Source organism: Kitasatospora sp. NPDC054768 (assembly GCF_053612025.1).
Genome location: NZ_JBSHBN010000055.1, coordinates 32,379 through 51,542 on the forward strand (window position 1 = coordinate 32,379; position 19,164 = coordinate 51,542).

Genomic DNA, 19,164 nt, shown 5'->3' on the forward strand with positions numbered 1-19,164 from the left:
TTGGTCACCGGTCCACGCCTCCCATCACCGGGTCGATCCCGGCCACCGCGACGATCACGTCGGCCACCTGGCCGCCCTCGCACATCGCCGCCATCGTCTGCAGATTGGTGAACGACGGATCCCGAAAGTGGACCCGGTACGGGCGCGTCCCGCCGTCGCTGACCACGTGCACGCCCAGCTCGCCCTTGGGCGACTCGACCGCCACGTACGCCTGGCCGACCGGGACCCGGAAGCCCTCGGTGACCAGCTTGAAGTGGTGGATCAGGGCCTCCATCGAGGTCCCCATGATCTTGCGGATGTGGTCGAGGGAGTTGCCCAGCCCGTCCGGGCCGACGGCCAGTTGGGCGGGCCAGGCGATCTTCTTGTCGGCCACCATGACCGGGCCCGGACGCAGCCGGTCCAGGCACTGCTCGACGATCCGCAGCGACTGCTTCATCTCCTCCAGGCGGATCAGGAAGCGGCCGTAGGAGTCGGCGCTGTCGGCGATCGCGACCTCGAAGTCGTAGTCCTGGTAGCCGCAGTACGGGTCGGTCTTGCGCAGGTCGTGCGGCAGGCCGGTGGCGCGCAGGATCGGGCCGGTGGCGCCGAGGGCCAGGCAGCCGGGCAGGTCCAGGAAGCCGACGTCGACCAGGCGGGCCTTGAACACCGGGTTGCCGGTGGCGAGTTTGTCGTACTCGTGCATCCGGGAGCGGAAGACCTTGACCGCCTCGCGGATCTGGTCGACGGCGCCGGGCGGCAGATCCTGGGCGAGGCCGCCGGGGCGCACGTACGCGTGGTTCATGCGCAGACCGGTGACCAGCTCGAAGACGTCCAGGATCAGCTCGCGGTCCCGGAAGCCGTAGATCATCAGGGTGGTGGAGCCGATCTCCATGCCGCCGGTGGCCAGGCAGACCAGGTGCGAGGCGATCCGGTTGAGCTCCATCATCATCACGCGGATGACGTTGGCGCGGTCCGGGACGTCGTCGGTGATGCCGAGCAGCTTCTCGACCGCCAGGCAGTAGGCGGTCTCGTTGAACAGCGGGGTCAGGTAGTCCATACGGGTCACGAACGTGGTGCCCTGGACCCAGTTGCGGAACTCCATGTTCTTCTCGATGCCGGTGTGGAGGTAGCCGATGCCGCAGCGGGCCTCCTTCACCGTCTCGCCGTCGATCTCCAGGATCAGCCGCAGCACGCCGTGGGTGGACGGGTGCTGGGGGCCCATGTTGACGATGATGCGCTCGTCGTCGGCCCGGCCGACCGCCTCGACCACCTCGCCCCAGTCACCGCCGGTGACGGTGAAGACCCGGCCCTCGGTGGTATCGCGGGCGTCCGCTTCCTCGGTCTCTCCAAAGTGCTGGGTGTTCATCAGCTGTACGACCTCCGCTGGTCGGGAGCCGGGATCTGGGCGCCCTTGTACTCGACGGGGATGCCGCCGAGCGGGTAGTCCTTGCGCTGCGGGTGGCCCAGCCAGTCGTCCGGCATCATGATCCGGGTGAGCGCAGGGTGGCCCTCGAAGACCAGGCCGAAGAAGTCGTAGGCCTCGCGCTCGTGCCAGTCGTTGGTCGGGTAGACGCTCACCACGGAGGGGATGCGCGGGTCGGCGTCGGGTGCGGTGACCTCCAGCCGGATCAGCCGGCCGTGGGTGATCGAGCGCAGGTGGTAGACCGCGTGCAGCTCGCGGCCCTTGTCGCCGGGGTAGTGCACGCCGCTCACGCCCAGGCACAGTTCGAAGCGCAGCGCCGGGTCGTCGCGGAGGATGCGGGCGGTCCCCAGCAGGTGGTCGCGGTCGATGTGGAAGGTGAGCTCGCCGCGGTCGACCACGGTCCTCTCGATCACCTCGACCGGGTCCAGGCCCTGCTCCTCCAGGGCGCCCTCCAGCTCGTCGGCGACCTCGTCGAACCAGCCGCCGTACGGGCGTTCGCTCGGACCGGGCAGCACGATCGGGTCGGCCAGACCTCCGAAGCCGGAGGTGTCGCCGCTGCCCGTGGCACCGAACATGCCCTGGCGGCGGCCGACCACCTCGACCGGGATCTCACGGACCGGCTGCTCGCGGCGGGTCTCGGGTACCTGGTCGTTCATCGCAGCTGCCCCCGCATCTCGCTGATCGGGGTGGCCTTCAGGGCGAGCGCCTCACCGAGTTCCTCGGCCCGGCGCCTGTTCACGCCCAGCGGCTCGTGCTGGATCTTGTCGTGCAGCTTCAGGATGGCGTCCATCAGCATCTCCGGACGGGGCGGACAGCCGGGCAGGTAGATGTCCACCGGCACGATGTGGTCGACGCCCTGGACGATCGCGTAGTTGTTGAACATCCCGCCGGACGAGGCGCAGACGCCCATCGAGATGACCCACTTGGGGTTGGGCATCTGGTCGTACACCTGGCGCAGCACCGGGGCCATCTTCTGACTCACCCGCCCCGCCACGATCATCAGATCGGCCTGCCGGGGGGAGCCCCGGAAGACCTCCATGCCGAACCGGGCCAGGTCGTAACGGCCCGCCCCGGTGGTCATCATCTCGATCGCGCAGCAGGCCAGACCGAAGGTGGCCGGGAAGAGTGACGCCTTGCGCACCCAGCCGGCGGCCGTCTCCACCGTCGTGAGCAGAAAGCCGCTCGGCAGCTTCTCCTCGATTCCCATCAGATCCCTCTCAATGCCCTCGAGTCCGCTGATACGTGGGCCGGTTCTGGCTTGTCCGCTCGTTCACAAGCGGGCGCGCAGCCGGCGGACGGGTGGGGTCGCCACCCCGCGCTCGGACCACCCCGCGCTCAGTCCCACTCCAGGCCGCCGCGCCGCCACACGTAGGCGTACGCGACGAAGACGGTGGCGATGAACAGGAGCATCTCGACCAGCCCGAAGATCCCCAGGGCGTCGAAGGTCACCGCCCAGGGGTAGAGGAAGACGATCTCGATGTCGAAGACGATGAAGAGCATCGCCGTCAGGTAGTACTTGATCGGGAACCGACCGCCGCCCACGGGCTGCGGGGTCGGCTCGATGCCGCACTCGTACGCCTCCAACTTGGCCCGGTTGTAGCGCTTGGGGCCGGTGAGTGAGGCCATCACGACGGAGCCGACCGCGAACGCCGCCGCGATGGCACCGAGTACGAGGATCGGCGCGTAGGCATTCATAGCCCCCGCTCCCTCCGTCCAGTCGTCCTTGACTGCAGATCGGAACCGGCGGGTCACACAGAGGTGAACCCGCGTTCCAGTTCCCGAGATCCACCTCATGTGAGGCAGTTCACAAAGCCTGGAACGAGCGCATCCTATGCCCGTCGGCTTGTGATCTGCGACACGCAGTTCACGGTCACCTTTGTGATCTACGACACCCTTCGAATGGGGTCGAATATGAACATGCCCAGATTTGTCGACGCAAAGCAGTCAAATGATCACAAGCAGTCGCATTTACCTGTGAAGCGGCAGGTCAGGGGCGTGTTCCTATATCAACTATGCGTCGACCTGAGCAAATTTCCAGGCGTCATGTTGACGTGTTATAGAGGCTCACTCGCAGGGGTGGCGGGGGTCCGAACGCTCGCTTGACCCTTCGTTCACAAGCGCGCGAGCTTGTCGTTGAACGGGGTTCCCCTGGCGCTCCCCCAGCCGCCCGATTCCTCCATCGGGCACCTTCACGTGCCACCTCCGCGTCGCCTCCGTGCCGCCTCCGTGTCGCCTCGGACAGGCCCGCCTCGGCCCGGCATTTCGAGCGGGCCGAGGCGCGCAGACGGGGTGCCCGGTGCAGGCCCGCAGGGGGAGGCGCGCAAGGGGAGGCGTGCAGGGCAGGGCGGGGCAGGCGGGGTGGGGCAGGCGGGGTGGGGCAGGCGGGGTGGGGCAGGCGGGGTGCGGACGGCCCCGGTCCCTCGCCTCCGGGCCCTCGCCCCGGACTGGGGCCGGCTACTGGCGGCCGGCCGCCTGCTCCCAGATCCAGGCCGCGATGCCCACCCGGTTACGGGCTCCGATCTTGCGCTGGATGTTGGCGAGGTGGTTCTTCACCGTCCCCGGCGAGATGAACAGCCCCGCGCCGATCTCGGCGTTGGTCGCGCCGTCTGCCACCAGCTCGGCGATCTCCCTTTCCCTCGTGGTCAGTTCCTCCGTCGGGCCGGCTGTCGACTGCGGAGCCACCGCGGCCGCCTTGGCGCCGCCCCGCCCGGGCACCGGCTCCGCACCCGGGAGTGCCATGTGCCGCAGGAGCCGGACGGTGATCTGCGGGCTGATCAACGCATCCCCCGCCATCGCCGCCCGGACCGCCTCGATCAGCAGCACCGGCCCCGACCGCTTCAGCAGGAATCCGGCCGCCCCGTGCCGCAGTGCCGTGTGCACGTACTCGTCCAGGTCGAAGGTGGTCACCACGATCACCTTGCACTGGTCGGCCAACTGCCGCGTGACCTCCAGACCGTCGAGCTTCGGCATCCGGATGTCCGCGAGCACCACATCCGGCCGCAGCCTCCTGGCCTCCTGCACCGCAGCGGCACCGTCTGCCGCCTCCGCCACCACCACCATGTCCGGCTGAACGTCCAGGATCATCCGGAACGCACTGCGCACGTCCGCCTGGTCGTCCGCGATCAGAATCCGAATCGGCCCTGTGCCGCTGCCCATCTCCGTACCTCCCCGCTACCCGTCCCGCCTCGGCTCCTACGAACCCGTCGGCCCCGCACCGGCCACCTCCAGTGGCAGCACCGCCGTCACCCGCCAGGCCTCCCGCTCGTGCGGGCCGGCTTCCAGCGAACCTCCGAGGGCCTCGACCCGGGCCGCCAAGCCCGGCAGGCCGCTGCCGCCGCCCCGGCGCGGCCGCCCTGCCGGGCCCGGGGCCCGACCGTCGTTGGTCACCATCAGTTCCAGCCGTCCGCCGCTGCGGCGGGCCCGGATCTCGATCTCCCGCGCGGCCGGAGCATGCCGCCGGACATTGGTCAGGGACTCGACCACGATCCGGTGGACGGTGCCCTCCACCTCGCGCGGCACCGGCTCCTCCGGCAGCTCCAGACGGACCTCGGCTCCACCCGTCGCGGTGAACCGCTCGGCCACCTCGGCAAGTTCGGCGAGTCCGGGCTGCGGACCGCGGCCTCCGCCCTCCTCGCTGCGCAGCAGCTGTACCGTCCGGTCCAGCGAGGCCAGCGCCCGTTGCCCGGCCTGCTCTATTCGCTGGAACATCTCCGCCGCCCGGGCCGGATCGATCCCGGCCAGGTAGGCACCCGCCTGGGCCTGGGCGACCATGCCGCTGACATCGTGCGCCACGAAGTCGTGCAGGTCGTGGGCCAGCTCCAGCCGCTGCGCCCGCCTGGCCTCGGCCACTGCCTTGTTGCGCACCTCGTCCAGGCCCCGCAGGTAGAGCCCGATCAGCACGGCCGGCAGGGAGAGCATCGATCCGAACCCGAAGAGCGTGAGCGTGTCCGCGGGCCCCTCGATGAACACGAACCGGGACGGCCAGAGGGCGACCGCTCCGCAGGCCGTCCAGGCGGCCGCTGCACACCACGGGCCGTCCTCGGCGCGCAGGCCGACGACCACCGACAGCAGCAGGACGGCCAGCTCCACCAGGCCCAACAGCCCGGCCCAGCGCTGCCCCTCCACCCAGCGGCCGAGGAACCAGACGGCGGCCGTGACCGCGACCGACGCAGCCCCGAGCGCCATGGTCGCGGCCGCCGCCCCGTACCGCCGCCGCACCGACCAGGCGGTCGGCACCAGGACCAGGACGACCCCGGACAGGATCTGAGTCATCGTCACCACCTTCCTCGACTCCTCGACTGCCGTCACATTACGACGCCGCCCATGCGCCGCGCCTGTGCCGATCGGCATATTTCAAAGGCGGGTTGAGCAGGAGGAACAGCCCGATCGGCATCTGCCGCGAACCCCTGGCGGGGCTCCAGTCTTGAGTCGTCGCACCGGCCACGGAGGCCGGAGCCGAAGGGAGTCCACCACCATGTCGAAGCTCGTGATCAACGCCCGCGGCACCGCCCACCGGGCCGCGGCGGACACCCCGGACGTCCCGGACGTCCCGCCCGCGCCGCGCTGGGCCCGGCTCGCCGCCAAGGCCGCCGTCCTGACCACCGTCCCCTCGGGGCTGTGGCGGATCGCCTTCGGCTTCGGCGTCCCGGTCGGCTTCAGCGGCGCGACGCTCGCCGCGTACGCCGAGCACCAACCGGGTTGGGGCACGCTCTACTGCGTGGCGCTGAGCGCCCTGGCCGAGTCGCTGGCCTTCCTGACCCTGGGCCTGGTCCGGCCCTGGGGGCTGGTGGCGCCCCGGTGGATACCGCTGCTGGGCGGCCGACGGGTCCGGCCACTCGCCGCGATCGTCCCGGCCTTGCTGGGCTCGGTGATCCTCACCTCCCTCGGTACGACCGCGCTCCTCGGCGGTTGGGCCCGCAACCTGGCCGAACCGGATTCTCCGCACGGGCTGGCCGGCGTGGTGATGACGCTCGCCTACCTGCCCCTGGTCGCCTGGGGCCCGCTGCTCGGTGCGGTCACCCTCGACTACGCCCGCCGGACGCTGTGGCGGCACCGGTGACGAGGGCGGCCGGTCACCCCTGGGCCGGCTCCGCGCTCGGCCCCACCGCATCCCTCCCGCTCGCGCCCTCGCCCTCGCCCTCGTTCCGGATCAGGGCCGGCGCGGGGGCCGACGCGGGGGCCGTGCGCCGGCCCCACTCCGTCGCGACCAGCACCAGGGCTCCGCCGAGCAGGGCGAGCGGGCCCATCCGGTTCCCGGCCAGGGTGATCCCGAAGACGGCGGCCCACAACGGCTCGGTGCCGAGCAACAGGCTCACCCGCGAGGGCGACGTGGCCCGCACGGCCCACATCTGGACGAAGAAGGCGAACAGAGTGCAGAACAAGGACAGATGCAGCAGCCAGGCCCACTGGCCGGCTCCGTACGAACGGGCGACCGTCCACGGCGCAGGGCCGACCGACAGCGCGACGACGGAGAACACGCCGGTGGCCACGGCGAGTTGGACCCAGGTGACGGCGAGCATGTCGGTGTCACGGACGGCTCGGGTGCGGGCCATCGCGAGGACGTACGCCGAGCGGACGAGGGCGGCGCCCAGCACCAGCAGATCTCCGAGCGTCGGAGGGCGCAGCCCGCCGTCGCCGGTGAGCAGGGCGACACCGAGGACGGCCAGCCCGGCGGCCGCGAGGAAGGCCTTCGGTGGTGCGGTCCGGCCGAGGGCGCTCTCGCCGAGCGGGGTGAGCACCATGGCGAGGCTGATGATCAGTCCGGCGTTGGTCGCGGAGGTGTGCACGGCTCCGTAGGTCTCCAGCAGGAAGATCCCGCTGAGCACCAGCCCCAGTGCGGCACCGCCGAGCCACTCGGCACGGCTCAGCCTCCGCAGGGCGCGCCAGGCGACCATCCCGAGCAGCGGCAGCACCAGCCCGAACCGCAGCACGAGCATCGCCACGACCGTCCCGGGCTCGGCCACGCGCTGGACGGCGAGGAAGCTCGATCCCCACACCACGGCCACGAGCAGGACCGGAAGATCACGAAGGACCGACGAGGACGAACCCTCGGGCAGGTCGGACAAGGAGGCTGACATGCGAAAGATCCCTCCGAACGGACGGAACCGGCGGGCGCGAGTACCGTACGGCGTCGGACGGACCCAAAGGCCGGGCGGAGAGCCCGGCGGTGGACGAGGTGGAGCGTGGAGCAAAGGTGCGCCATCCTCGCGCACCAAACCGCCGATGATCAATGCCCTGCGCGGGCACCGATGGGTCGGGCGACGAGCAGGGGGCCGCGGCGGGCCGGCAGGCTCTGCTCGTAATGCAACTTGAGTCGCATTACGATGAGCACGGCGCGACCGTCACGCCACAGCAATCCCTGACGCGACCGGAGTCGACTTTGACTGAGGCCACCCACCCCGCGCCGGAACCCCGCACCCCCACCCCGCGCCCGGGCGGCCGCAGCGCCCGGGTCCGAGCGGAAGTGGTCGCCGCGACGCTCGCCGAAGTCACCGAGAAGGGGTACGACGGCCTCACCGTCGAGGCGGTCGCCACCCGCTCCGGCGCCCACAAGGCGACCCTCTACCGACGCTGGGGCGGAGTGGACGGCCTGGTCGCCGACGCCCTGACCGCCTCCGCCGACCAGCCCTGGCCCCTGCCCGACACCGGAGACCTCCAGCAGGACCTCCGCCGGATCACCCAGGAGGTGTTCAGCGTCTTCACCGACCCGGTGCTCGGCCCCACACCGATAGCGCTGATCTCCGCCGCCCAGCGCTCGGACGCCGGCGCGGCCGCCCTCCGCGCCTTCTTCGCGGCCCGGCACCGCCAGGCCGCCGAGGTGGCCGAACGGGCCGTCGCCCGGGGCGAGCTCCCCACGGGGACGGACGGTGCCGAGGTGGTCCGGGCCGCCACCGCACCGCTCTACTACCGCCTGTTCGTCTCCGGCGAGCCCCTGGACGCCCGCACCGCCGAGCGGGCCGCCGACGCCGCCGCCCTGGCCGCGAGCGCCGGGCTCTTCACGACCACCGCGACCACCACGACCACCACGGAACAGAACTGACAAACCGTCACACCACTGCCGCCCGAGGAGCCACGGCCGCCCCAACCCCTACCGCATCCCCATCCGGCCGTGGATGATGCACCCATGACAACCCCGCCGTCCACTCCCCGGAAGGTCCGTCACGTGAAGCGCACGCACTGGGCGCTGGTCGCCGCCGCCACCGTCCTCCCGCTCGTGGCGAGCACCGGCACCGCCGTCGCGGACGCCCCCGCGGCCGGCACCCCCACCGCCGGCTGCACCTACACACCGGCCGTCCCGGCCGACAACTTCAAGGGCATCCCGGTGTTCGACGCCAAGAAGGCGGCGAAGCCCTACCGCGCGACACTGCGGACCAGCCAGGGCCAGATCACCTTCGAGGCGCTGACCGACAAGGCGCCCTGCACCACCTTCTCGTTCCGGTTCCTCGCCGAGCACGACTACTTCGACCGCAGCCACTGCCACCGCCTCACCACCCAGCGGATCTACGTCCTCCAGTGCGGCGACCCGACCGGCACGGGCAGCGGCGGTCCGGGCTACTCCTTCCCGGACGAGAACCTGACCGGCGCCACCTACCCGGCCGGAACCGTGGCCATGGCCAACGCCGGCCCGAACACCAACGGCAGCCAGTTCTTCTTCGTCTGGAAGGACACCAAGCTCTCCCCCGCCTACACGCCCTTCGGCCGGATCACCGCCGGACTGGACGTGCTCCAGAAGATCGCCGCCGGCGGCGAGGACGACCAGAACAACCCGGGCGACGGCTTCCCCACGCTCCCGGTGAACATCCGCAACGTGAAGATCAACGCCCGCTGACCGGGCGGGCCGGACAGCCCCGGCCCGCCACCCGCCATCCCCCGCTCCCCGCTCCCCGCTCCCGTACGGTGGCAGCACCAACGACACCGCAACGGGAGCAGGAGCAGCACCGCATGGACAGCCGGATCTGGGAGAGCGTCGACCACTTGGTCGCATGGCTGGACGAGCAGAGCACGCAGTCGCCCCAGGAGGAGCGACTGTTGCGGATCCTCAAGCTCTCCGAGGAGATCGGCGAGGTCGGTGCGGCGGTGGTCGGTGCCACCGGCCAGAACCCGCGCAAGGGGGTCACCCACACCTGGGAGGACGTCCAGCACGAGCTCTGCGACGTCGTCTTCTCCGCCCTCGTCGCTCTGAGGACCCTCACCCCCGACGCGGCCCGGGTCTTCGCCGAGCGCCTCGCCTACGTCGAACAGCGCTCCACCGCCTCCCGGCGGGCACCGGAGGAACCCCCGGCGGTCGATGAGGCATAGGCGACGCCCCCGTCAGAGGCGCGCCGTCCCCTCGGGTCAGGCCTCCTCCTGGCCCGGACGGGCCAGACACCCGACCGGACCAGGCGCCGAACCGGACCGGGCACCGAACCGGACCGGGCACCCGATCCTGGTCAGGCGTTCGGCGCGACCCTGGCGAGACCGTTGATCACGCGGTCCATCGCGTCGCCGCCCTGCGGGTCGGTGAGGTTCGCGAGCAGCTTGAGGGTGAAGCGCATCAGCATCGGGTGGGTGAGGCCGCGCTGGGTGGCGATCTGCATCACCTTGGGGTTGCCGATGAGCTTCACGAAGGCGCGGCCCAGCGTGTAGTAGCCGCCGTACACGTCCTTGAGGATGCGCGGGTAGGCCTGGAGGGCACGCTCGCGGCCGCCGTCGGTGACCCGGGCGAGGGCCTGCACGATGACCCCGGCGGCGATCTGGCCGGATTCCATCGCGTAGGCGATGCCCTCGCCGTTGAAGGGATTGACCATGCCGCCCGCATCGCCGACCAGCAGCAGGCCGCGCGTGTAGTGCGGCTGCCGGTTGAAGGCCATCGGCAGTGCGGCGCCGCGGATCGGCTCGGTCATGTTCTCGGGGGTGTAGCCCCACTCCTCCGGCATGCCGGCGCACCAGGCCTTGAGCACCTCGCGCCAGTCCAGCTCGCCGAAGGCCGGCGAGGAGTTGAGGATGCCGAGGCCGACGTTGGAGGTGCCGTCGCCCATGCCGAAGACCCAGCCGTACCCGGGCAGCAGCTTGCGCTCGCTGCCGCGGGTGTCCCACAGCTCCAGCCAGGACTCCAGGTAGTCGTCGTCGTGGCGCGGCGAGGTGAAGTAGGTGCGGTAGGCGACGCCCATCGGGCGGTCCTCGCGCCGGTGCAGACCCATGGCGAGGGAGAGCCGGGTGGAGTTGCCGTCGGCGGCGACCACCAGCGGGGCCCGGAAGGTGACCGGTCGCTTCTCGTCGCCGAGCTTGGCGGTGACGCCGACGATCCGGCCGGTGCGCTCGTCCAGGACCGGCCCGCTGACGTTGCAGCGCTCGTAGAGCCGCGCGCCGGCCTTCTCGGCCTGACGGGCGAGCAGCTCGTCGAAGTCGGCGCGCTTGCGCACCAGGCCGTAGTCGGGGAAGGAGGACAGCTCGGGCCAGTCCAGCTCCAGCCGGACACCGCCGCCGATGATGCGCAGGCCCTTGTTGTGCAGCCAGCCGTTCTCGGTGGAGACGTCGATGCCCATGTCCACCAGCTGCTTGGTGGCACGCGGGGTCAGGCCGTCGCCGCACACCTTCTCGCGCGGGAAGGCGGTCTTCTCCAGCAGCAGCACGTCCAGCCCGGCCTGGGCCAGGTAGTACGCGGTGGTGGAGCCGGCCGGGCCCGCGCCGACCACGATGACGTCGGCCGTGCTCTCCACGGGGCTGTCCGGCTTCGTCAGATCGGCTGCGGTCTCGGACACGTGGACACACTCCTGGAACTGCGGCTGGGGGACGGCGGCTCTGTCTCCGGCAGTCTAGTTCCGCTCACGTCACCGGATGCGCCCCCGCCCCCGACCGCCGGACCCGCGCCGCGGGCCCGCGCCCGGATCGGCCGGGGCCGGATCGGCCGAGCCCGGCTACGCGATCTTGTAGGCCCGGTGCAGCGCGACGATCCCACCGGTCAGGTTCCGCCAGGCGACCTTCGACCAGCCGTTGTCCTGGAGCCTGGTGGCCAGCCCGGGCTGGTCCGGCCAGGCCCGGATGGACTCGGCGAGGTAGACGTACGCGTCCGGGTTGCTGCTGACGGCGGTGGCCACCGGCGGCAGCGCGCGCATCAGGTACTCGGTGTAGACCGTCCGGAACGGCGTCCAGGTCGGGGTGGAGAACTCGCAGATCACCAGCTTGCCGCCGGGCTTGGTGACCCGCAGCATCTCGCGCAGCCCCGCGTCGGTGTCCTGGACGTTGCGCAGCGCGAAGGAGATCGTCACCGAGTCGAAGGTGTCGTCCGCGAACGGCAGCCGGGTGGCGTCGCCGGCGGTGAGCGCCAGCTCGGGGTGGCGGCGCTTGCCCTCGGCGAGCATGCCGACCGAGAAGTCGCACGGGACGACCTCGGCCCCGGCCTCGGCGAAGGGCAGTGAGGAGGTGCCGGTGCCGGCCCCGAGGTCGAGCACGAGGTCCCCCGGCCCGGCGGCCACCGTCTCGGCCACCGCCCGACGCCAGGCACGGGCCTGGCCGAGGGAGAGCACGTCGTTGGTGCGGTCGTACTTGGCCGCGACGTCGTCGAACATGGCGGCGACTTCGTGCGGCTGCTTGTCCAGAGAGGCTCGGGTCACGCCCCCATTGTTCACCCTCGCACGGACGCCCCGACCAACGGGGCACACCGACCCGGACCCGACCCCGGAGTCGAACCCGGCCGAACCCCGGCCCGCGCCCGCGGGCCCGGGGCCGATCGCCGGGCCCGCGGCCGGACCCGGCACGCGCCCGACGTCTAGCAGCCGCCCGCCGCTACCGGGCTCGGCCCGCCGGTGCCGGACCCGGCCCACCCGTACCGGGCTCGGCCGGTCAGTGCTGAGCGCGCCGCCCGCCCGCGCGGCGCCGCCGACGCGACCGCTTGCCGTGCGTTATCGCGGGCATCCCGTCCGCCAGCGCCCCCGTCGCCAGCGCGAGGTTGGCGGCCAGCTTCCCCTGCCCGCCGCGGAGCGCGAGGGCCTTGTGATGCCGTCGGATGCGCAGCACGCAGATCACGAAGAGCACGACGGCCACCGGCACGCTGAACCGGGCCAGGCCCACGCCGACGGGCTGCGGGTAGGTGTCGCCGCAGATCCGCACCGCGCCCGGGTCGTCGGCGGCGTGTTCCAGGCAGATCCTGTCGCCGAGCCTGGCGCTGTCCGAGAGCGGCAGCGCGGCCGCGGTGTGCGGCTCCCCGCCGGCCCGGTAGCTGACGGCACTGTAGGTGCCGCCGCCGGTCGGGAGCTGGGTGACGACCCCCTCGACTCTCACCGGGTGCGCCTCGATCCGGTCGGCCTGGTCGGCCTGGCGCCAACCGAGCAGGCACATGCCGACGGCCAGCACGGCGCTGAGCACGGCGGCGAGGTACCAACCACGGCCCATCCGCGGGGTGCGCGGCGGGGGAACGGTCGCGGTTTGCATGGTTCCTGTCCTGGCTTGCCTTCGGGGCCGGGGACACGGCCCCGCCGCCCGCGGGCGCGGGCAGTGGTGTGGTGAGGGTACGGAGTGAGCTGTCCGGGATCGTATCCGCTGGCGGGCCCTCAGGTCACGATGAAGGGACAATCACTCTCCGGCACCGGCACCGGAGTTCGGGTGCACACGAAGGAAGTCCCGTTCGCCACAAGAAAATCCGGCTACTGACGAGTACGTCACGCCCGCCGTGACGACCGTCTCACCGTCGGCGGTACACCAACCGCCCGCCCAGCACCGTGGCCAGGCACCCACCCGCCGCCGGCTCCGCGCCCGCCGCCGCGCCCGCCGCCGCGCCCGTACCCGTACCCGTACCCGTACCCGCGCCCACGTCCGCGCCCGACACGGCTTCCGCGCCCCCGTCCCCGATCCCGCCCCCCGCGACCGCGAACACCGCGAAGTCCGCCCGCCGCCCGGCCGCCACCCGCCCGTACACGGCCTCCGCGAGCGGCAGGACGGCCAGCGGGTCCAGCGACCCCGCGCCTTCGTCGCCCGGCCCTCCTGACGAACCGGCAGGTCCGGCCGGACAAGTAGGACCGGCCGGACCAGTAGGACCTGCAGAAGCAGCAGAACCGGCGGAAGCGGACGCCCCGGGCAGTCCCACGACCCCCGACCGCGCCACCGCCGTCCGCACCGAGGCCCGTTCGAAGGGCCCGGCCACCGCCGTCACGCCGTACCCGAGCATCCGCTGCAGTCCCCGCCGTGCGCTGGCCCCGCACCGCGCCTCGTCCGTGGACCCGGCCAGCCCGTCCGCCACCGGCTCGACGCCGACCTCCTCCCGCGGATCGGGGTGGTACGCCCGTTCCAGCAGCCGGTGTCCGTACGGATTGCGCAGCCCGGGGGTGAGCACGGCCGCGCCCCAGTCCCGTACCCGCGCGCCCGGGTGGGCGGCCGCCAGCTCCCCGTACGGCCCGACCGCCTCCACCAGCTCGCCACGCACCACCACCGCCCCGTCGGCGATGGACGGGGCGGTGGGATCGGCCGGGTCGGGCAGCACGAACGCCGCCCGGTGCAGAGTCAGCACAACAGCGCCTTCGACTTCGACAGCAACGCCGGCGGCAATGCCAACGCCAGCGGAAACGGCAACGGCAACGGCAACAGCAACAGGGACACCGGCATCAACGACACCGGCACGGGAAGGGCCAGAAGGAGAGGAGGAGAAGGGGACTCAGTTGTCCAGGATCTTCAGCTCGGGGTGCGCGGTGCCGCCCTCGATCGCCGTGGAGGCGATGTGCGAGGCGACGCGCGGGTCGACCGGGTCATTGGCCGGGTCGTCCAGCACCCGCAGGTGCTCGTAGGTGGTCGAGCGCTGCGCCGGGACGCGGTCGGCGGCCCGGATGAGGTGGATCAGCTCGGTGAGGTTGGAGCGGTGCTTGGCACCCGCCGCCGAGACGACGTTCTCCTCCAGCATGACGGACCCGAGGTCGTCCGCACCGTAGTGCAGCGACAGCTGGCCGGCCTCCTTGCCGGTGGTGAGCCAGGAGCCCTGGATGTGGGCGACGTTGTCGAGGAACAGGCGGGCGATCGCGATCATCCGCAGGTACTCGAAGACGGTGGCCTGGGTCGAGCCCTTCAGGTGGTTGTTCTGCGGCTGGTAGGTGTACGGGATGAAGGCCCGGAAGCCGCCGGTGCGGTCCTGCACGTCGCGGATCATCCGCAGGTGCTCGATCCGCTCGGCGTTGGTCTCGCCGGTGCCCATCAGCATGGTGGAGGTGGACTCCACGCCGAGGCCGTGGGCGATCTCCATGATCTCCAGCCAGCGCTCGCCGGACTCCTTCAGCGGGGCGATCGCCTTGCGCGGCCGCTCCGGCAGCAGCTCGGCGCCGGCGCCGGCGAAGGAGTCCAGGCCGGCCTTGTGGATCCGGGTGATGGCCTCCTCGACGGAGACGCCCGAGATCCGCGCCATGTGCTCGACCTCGGAGGCGCCCAGCGAGTGGATCACCAGCTCCGGGAAGTCGGCCTTGATCGCCGAGAACGCCCGCTCGTAGTACTCCACGCCGTAGTCCGGGTGGTGGCCGCCCTGGAACATGATCTGGGTGCCGCCGAGCTCGACCGTCTCGGCGCAGCGGCGCAGGATCTCGTCGAGCTCGCGGGACCAGCCCTTGTCGCTCTTCGGCGGCACGTAGAAGGCGCAGAACTTGCACGCCGTCACGCAGACGTTGGTGTAGTTGATGTTGCGCTCGATGATGTACGTCGCGATGTGCTCGGTACCCGCGTAGCGACGGCGGCGCACCGCGTCGGCGGCGGAGCCGAGCGCGTGCAGCGGCGCCGAGCGGTAGAGCTCCAGCGCCTCCTCCGGGGTGATCCGGTCACCGGCGGTGGCGCGGTCGAGCACGGCCTTCAGGTCGGTGCTGGACGCATCGAGGGTGGTCGCTGCGAGCTCGGTCACCTGGCGGCCTTCTCTCTCTCAAGTGCTACTCGGGTACGGCCGAACCAGCCTACGCCAGCACATTCCGCCGCCCGCGTCAGCCCGCTGAACTGCGCACGGGCCGCCCCGGGCCGCGTCCGGGCCACCCCTGTACCGCGACCGGAACACGATCGGACCGCGACCGGACCATGCCCCGGCCCGTCCCCGCCGCAACCCTCAGCCGTCGGCCCCGCCAGCCCCGCCAGCCCCGTCGGCCCTGCGCATCGTGCCGGCCGGGTTCCCGGCCGGCGGGTCGGCGGAGGCGAAACGGATCGTCCCGTCGGACTGCAGGGTGAGCGTCTCCGCGTTGGAGCCGCCGGTGCAGGCGCCGGGGATCGAGGAACGGACCAGTCGGGACTGGAACACCAGCTTGGTGGCGGAGGCCGACTTGAGGGTCCAGGCGCCCTCGCAGCTGATCGAGAGCAGCCCGGAGACGGCGTTGCGGCTGGTGGTGCTCTCCTGACCGATCGCCGCCGGACGGACGGTGAGCGTGGTGGTCCCGCCGGGCAGCCCCTTGTCGGTGACCATGTCCCCGCTCCAGGTGCCCAGGAAGGCGGCGGGCACCACGCTCGGCCCGCCCGTCCCGGGCGGCACCGCACCCGGGGCGGACGCCGTCGCGCTTCCCGGAGCGCCGGAGGCCGAGGTGGACCCGGAGGTGACGACGCCGCTCGGCGGGACGGCCCGGCCCGGGTCGGCGGACGCCTCCGGCAGCGGCGCCGCCGTGGGGCCCGACACCGCCGGTTCGGCCCGGTGCAGCCACCCGTACAGCCCGTACCCACCGCCCCCGAGCAGCACGAGCACCGCCGCGACCGCCGCCGCGTTCCGCGCCCGCCGCGGCCGCGCCCCCTTCGCGATCCCGTCCCGGACGGCCCCGCTCAGCGGCGGGTGCTCCCCCGCGCCCTGCGGCCCGCCCGCGGACACGAAGGTCGGTGTCCGCACCGCCCTGGCCGAGGCACCGGAGGCACCCGCGTCCGCGCCCACCCCGTCCGGAGCCGCTTCCCCCGTCTCCCCCTGCTCCCCCGGCTCCCCCATCTCCCCGTCCAGGTCCAGGTCCAGCAGTTCCACCGCGCTGCGTCCCACCCCCGCCGCCAGTTCCCCCGGCAGCCAGCCGCCCTGCGCCAGCCGGGCGGCGGCCGTACCGTCCGGGTCCAGCCGGGCGCGCAGCTGCCGCGGGGTGGGCCGGGCGGCCGGGTCCTTGGCCAGGCAGCCGAGGACGATCCCGCGCAGCGGCTCGGGCAGCCCGGCCACGTCCGGCTCCTCGTGCAGCACCCGGTAGAGCAGCACGGCCGCGCTGACCCCTTCGCCGAAGGGGTGGACGCCGGTGGCGGCGAAGGCGAGGACGGCGCCGAGCGAGAAGACGTCCCCGGCCGGCCCGACCGCCTGCCCGTTCGCCTGCTCGGGTGACATGAAGCCGGGCGACCCGACCACGTAACCGGAACGGGTGAGGCCGCCCGCGGCGTCCAGGGCCCGGGCGATCCCGAAGTCGATCAGCCGCGGTCCGTCCAGGGTGAGCAGCACGTTGGACGGTTTGACGTCCCGGTGCACCAGGCCGAGTCCGTGGACGTGGGCCAGGGCCTCGGCGAGCCCGACGCCGAGCGAGCGCACGGCCGGCTCGGGCAGCGGCCCGTACGTCCGGACGGCGTCGCCGAGCGCGGGGCCCGCCACGTAGCCGGTGGCGACCCAGGGGCGGGCGCCCTCGGTGTCGGCGTCCAGCACGGGCGCGGTCCAGGCGCCGCCGACCCGCCGGGCGGCGGCGACCTCCTGACGGAAGCGGGCGCGGAACTCGGCGTCGTCGGTGAGCTCCGACCGCACCACCTTGACGGCGACGGTGCGCCCGCCGGCCGTCCGGCCGAGGTAGACCCGGCCCATTCCGCCCGAGCCGAGCCGCCGCAGCAGCCGGTAGCCGCCCACCCGGCGCGGATCGTCCGACCCCAGTGCCCGCATCCCGCACGCTCCCCTCGCCCTCGCACGCGCGCTCCGCCGACCGCCCACCGGACGCGCCTCGGGTGCAGACCGTACCGGGCCGGGCGGTGCTCCGCCCGGCCCTCGGGCCTGTCTTCACCCTTCCGCCCGCGCGGCGGCGCCGGTCGTACGAAGACGGGCAGGGGCCCGCGAACAGGTGCGGGAACCCCGCAGCCGGACGGCGCCCCTACATCCCCTGCCTCCCCCTACCTCCCCTACATTCCCTGCTGCATCCCCAGCGGCAACGCCGCCGGCTCCAGCAGCCGCACCGCGACGTCGGGGGCGAACCCGCTGTCGTGCGCGACCCGCCGGGCGAACTCCGTGACGCCGGCCAGCTGCCGCTCGCCGAGCGAGAAGTCGAGCGCCTCGCTGAAGTACCGCTCCAGCACGTCCGCCCCGAAGGCCTCCCAGCGGGCGGCCTGTTCGGCGACCTTGCCGGCCTCCACCAGCGACAGGTCGCGGGACTCCAGGAAGGCCCGGTGCACCGCGGCGGTCAGTTCCGGGGCGCGCTCGGCGAACTCGCGCCGCACCGCCCAGACCGCGAAGACGAAGGGCAGGCCGGTCCACTCCTTCCACATCTCGCCGAGGTCGTGGACGGTCAGCCCGAGGTCGGCGGCCTGCCCGAGGTAGGCGCGCAGGGCCGGGTCGCCGATCAGGACGGCGGCGTCGGCCTCGGCGAGCATCGCGCTGAGGTCCGGCGGGCAGCTGAAGTAGTCCGGGCGCACGCCCTCGCGCTCCTCCAGGAGCAGCCGGGCGAGCCGTACGGAGGTGCGGCTGGTGGAGCCGAGGGCGACCCGGCGGCCGTCGAGGTCGGCGAGCGGCACCTTGCTCACGATCAGGCAGGACATCACCGGGCCGTCGCTGCCGACCGCGATGTCCGGCAGGACCAGCAGGTCGTCCGCGTTGCGCAGGTACTCCACGCAGGTGATCGGGCCGATGTCCAGGGTGCCGTCGACGAGCTGGTCGCTCAGCTTCTCCGGGGTGTCCTTGGTGAGGTCCAGATCGAGCAGGTTCCCGGTCCTGGCGAGTCCCCAGTAGAGGGGTACGCAGTTCAGGAACTGAATGTGGCCGACCCGGGGCCTGACCGGTGTGTTCTCCTGGGGCTCCCGCGTCCGCGCGTCCGGTGTCCGTGCCTCCGGTGCTGCCACTGCGCCGCTCCCTTGCTGTTCGTGCCTCCCCGCAGCGTATGCCTGCTGTTCGCGGCGGCTCGCACCGGCCGTCCGACACGCCCTCACGCGCCGTCGACGCGGCGTCGACGCTCCTTTCCACGCCCGCTCCGGGCCTTACGACACGCGCCTTCCACGCCGCAAGTGACCTCTGGTCGTCACAGCGGCCGCATGCTAGCGTTGCCCTCAGTTGCAGTTTGATTCCCCTTGCAGTACTTGAAGCCTGCGGAGCATGTAACCGCAGGCTTTTTGTAGTTTTTCAGCAATATCGAAAAATTTCGGACACGTCCGGAGGCAGGGCGATCAGCGCAGCGGACCGGGTGTCACACGGTGTGGCCCCCGACACGCATCGCAAGGAGAACGGCATGGCTCAGGGAACCGTCAAGTGGTTCAACGCTGAGAAGGGCTTCGGCTTCATCGCCCAGGATGGCGGCGGCCCCGACGTCTTCGTTCACTACTCCGCCATCAACGCGAACGGCTTCCGTTCGCTGGAGGAGAACCAGACGGTCACCTTCGACGTCACCCAGGGCCCGAAGGGCCCGCAGGCGGAGAACGTCACCGCTGTCTGACCATCCTCTGATGTTCTGATCGCTCGGGACCCGTACGGGTCCGCCGGCGGCTCCCGACAGCCGCCACCATGAGCACAAGAGCAGTACCCAAGGGGGCCCGCCGGTCGGCGGGCCCCCTGCCTTTTCGAAAGCCCGTCCCGGAGTGGAAGTTCGGGCACGGAGCGAAGGAATGCGGAAAGGGCCCTCTCCCGTCACCGGGAG

At 72.2% G+C, this 19,164-nt stretch carries 19 protein-coding genes; 5 read left to right on the forward strand and 14 right to left on the reverse strand.

Features of this window, described 5'->3' with window-relative positions; genetic code table 11:
- Positions 1 to 4 precede the first annotated feature (4 nt).
- From ACWGKU_RS18565 to ACWGKU_RS18590, 6 genes are all read right to left on the reverse strand, one after another.
- Positions 5 to 1,345 (reverse strand): NADH-quinone oxidoreductase subunit D, encoded by a 1,341-nt coding sequence (locus ACWGKU_RS18565; RefSeq protein ID WP_401044027.1) that lies wholly within the window; start codon positions 1,343 to 1,345, stop codon positions 5 to 7.
- Positions 1,345 to 2,058, reverse strand: a complete 714-nt coding sequence (locus tag ACWGKU_RS18570; RefSeq protein WP_401044030.1) for an NADH-quinone oxidoreductase subunit C — start codon at positions 2,056 to 2,058, stop codon at positions 1,345 to 1,347. Before ACWGKU_RS18570 ends, ACWGKU_RS18565 begins: the two co-directional genes overlap by 1 nt.
- Positions 2,055 to 2,609: a NuoB/complex I 20 kDa subunit family protein gene (locus tag ACWGKU_RS18575; RefSeq protein ID WP_074005520.1), complete on the reverse strand. Its 555-nt coding sequence runs from the start codon at positions 2,607 to 2,609 to the stop codon at positions 2,055 to 2,057. Before ACWGKU_RS18575 ends, ACWGKU_RS18570 begins: the two co-directional genes overlap by 4 nt.
- 128 nt (positions 2,610 to 2,737) lie before the next feature.
- On the reverse strand, positions 2,738 to 3,097 hold the full coding sequence (locus tag ACWGKU_RS18580) for an NADH-quinone oxidoreductase subunit A (RefSeq protein WP_030060100.1): 360 nt from the start codon (positions 3,095 to 3,097) through the stop codon (positions 2,738 to 2,740).
- A 759-nt stretch (positions 3,098 to 3,856) separates the two neighbouring features.
- A complete protein-coding gene (locus ACWGKU_RS18585) occupies positions 3,857 to 4,558 on the reverse strand; it encodes a response regulator (RefSeq protein ID WP_380538434.1) in 702 nt (233 codons plus the stop codon).
- Positions 4,559 to 4,594: 36 nt separating this feature from the next.
- Positions 4,595 to 5,674 carry a sensor histidine kinase gene (locus ACWGKU_RS18590; protein WP_452179477.1) on the reverse strand — a complete coding sequence of 360 codons (1,080 nt, stop codon included), beginning with the start codon at positions 5,672 to 5,674 and terminating at the stop codon, positions 4,595 to 4,597.
- A 202-nt stretch (positions 5,675 to 5,876) separates the two neighbouring features.
- Here ACWGKU_RS18590 and ACWGKU_RS18595 point away from each other — a divergent pair, with 202 nt between their 5' ends.
- Entirely contained in the window at positions 5,877 to 6,461 is a 585-nt protein-coding gene (locus ACWGKU_RS18595) for a hypothetical protein (RefSeq protein WP_452179476.1), read from the forward strand.
- A gap of 13 nt (positions 6,462 to 6,474) precedes the next feature.
- Here ACWGKU_RS18595 and ACWGKU_RS18600 read toward each other — a convergent pair whose 3' ends face one another.
- The gene (locus ACWGKU_RS18600; RefSeq protein ID WP_452179475.1) at positions 6,475 to 7,479 is read right to left on the reverse strand and encodes a DMT family transporter; all 1,005 of its coding nucleotides are present in this window, start codon (positions 7,477 to 7,479) and stop codon (positions 6,475 to 6,477) included.
- Between the two features lie 302 nt (positions 7,480 to 7,781).
- Here ACWGKU_RS18600 and ACWGKU_RS18605 point away from each other — a divergent pair, with 302 nt between their 5' ends.
- From ACWGKU_RS18605 to ACWGKU_RS18615, 3 genes are all read left to right on the forward strand, one after another.
- Positions 7,782 to 8,441, forward strand: a complete 660-nt coding sequence (locus tag ACWGKU_RS18605; protein WP_452179474.1) for a TetR/AcrR family transcriptional regulator — start codon at positions 7,782 to 7,784, stop codon at positions 8,439 to 8,441.
- A 123-nt stretch (positions 8,442 to 8,564) separates the two neighbouring features.
- Positions 8,565 to 9,230, forward strand: coding sequence for a peptidylprolyl isomerase (locus tag ACWGKU_RS18610; protein WP_401047858.1), 666 nt, complete (start codon positions 8,565 to 8,567; stop codon positions 9,228 to 9,230).
- 113 nt (positions 9,231 to 9,343) lie between these two features.
- The gene (locus ACWGKU_RS18615; protein ID WP_452179473.1) at positions 9,344 to 9,700 is read left to right on the forward strand and encodes a MazG-like family protein; all 357 of its coding nucleotides are present in this window, start codon (positions 9,344 to 9,346) and stop codon (positions 9,698 to 9,700) included.
- A gap of 131 nt (positions 9,701 to 9,831) precedes the next feature.
- On the opposite strand, the gene ACWGKU_RS18620 is transcribed toward ACWGKU_RS18615, so the two are convergent.
- From ACWGKU_RS18620 to ACWGKU_RS18650, 7 genes are all read right to left on the reverse strand, one after another.
- A complete protein-coding gene (locus ACWGKU_RS18620; RefSeq protein ID WP_359902234.1) occupies positions 9,832 to 11,142 on the reverse strand; it encodes a geranylgeranyl reductase family protein in 1,311 nt (436 codons plus the stop codon).
- Positions 11,143 to 11,298: 156 nt separating this feature from the next.
- Complete coding sequence (locus ACWGKU_RS18625; RefSeq protein WP_359902232.1) at positions 11,299 to 11,994, reverse strand: demethylmenaquinone methyltransferase; 696 nt, start codon at positions 11,992 to 11,994, stop codon at positions 11,299 to 11,301.
- Positions 11,995 to 12,223: 229 nt separating this feature from the next.
- Positions 12,224 to 12,811, reverse strand: a complete 588-nt coding sequence (locus tag ACWGKU_RS18630; protein WP_387691510.1) for a hypothetical protein — start codon at positions 12,809 to 12,811, stop codon at positions 12,224 to 12,226.
- Positions 12,812 to 13,061: 250 nt separating this feature from the next.
- Complete coding sequence (locus ACWGKU_RS18635; protein ID WP_452179472.1) at positions 13,062 to 13,883, reverse strand: amidohydrolase family protein; 822 nt, start codon at positions 13,881 to 13,883, stop codon at positions 13,062 to 13,064.
- A 144-nt stretch (positions 13,884 to 14,027) separates the two neighbouring features.
- A complete protein-coding gene (gene mqnC / locus ACWGKU_RS18640; RefSeq protein WP_452179471.1) occupies positions 14,028 to 15,248 on the reverse strand; it encodes a cyclic dehypoxanthinyl futalosine synthase in 1,221 nt (406 codons plus the stop codon).
- 195 nt (positions 15,249 to 15,443) lie between these two features.
- Positions 15,444 to 17,210, reverse strand: coding sequence for a protein kinase domain-containing protein (locus ACWGKU_RS18645; RefSeq protein ID WP_452179470.1), 1,767 nt, complete (start codon positions 17,208 to 17,210; stop codon positions 15,444 to 15,446).
- A 233-nt stretch (positions 17,211 to 17,443) separates the two neighbouring features.
- Positions 17,444 to 18,376: a menaquinone biosynthetic enzyme MqnA/MqnD family protein gene (locus tag ACWGKU_RS18650; protein ID WP_401053589.1), complete on the reverse strand. Its 933-nt coding sequence runs from the start codon at positions 18,374 to 18,376 to the stop codon at positions 17,444 to 17,446.
- 383 nt (positions 18,377 to 18,759) lie between these two features.
- Here ACWGKU_RS18650 and ACWGKU_RS18655 point away from each other — a divergent pair, with 383 nt between their 5' ends.
- Positions 18,760 to 18,963 carry a cold-shock protein gene (locus ACWGKU_RS18655; protein WP_188301247.1) on the forward strand — a complete coding sequence of 68 codons (204 nt, stop codon included), beginning with the start codon at positions 18,760 to 18,762 and terminating at the stop codon, positions 18,961 to 18,963.
- Positions 18,964 to 19,164: the final 201 nt, after the last annotated feature.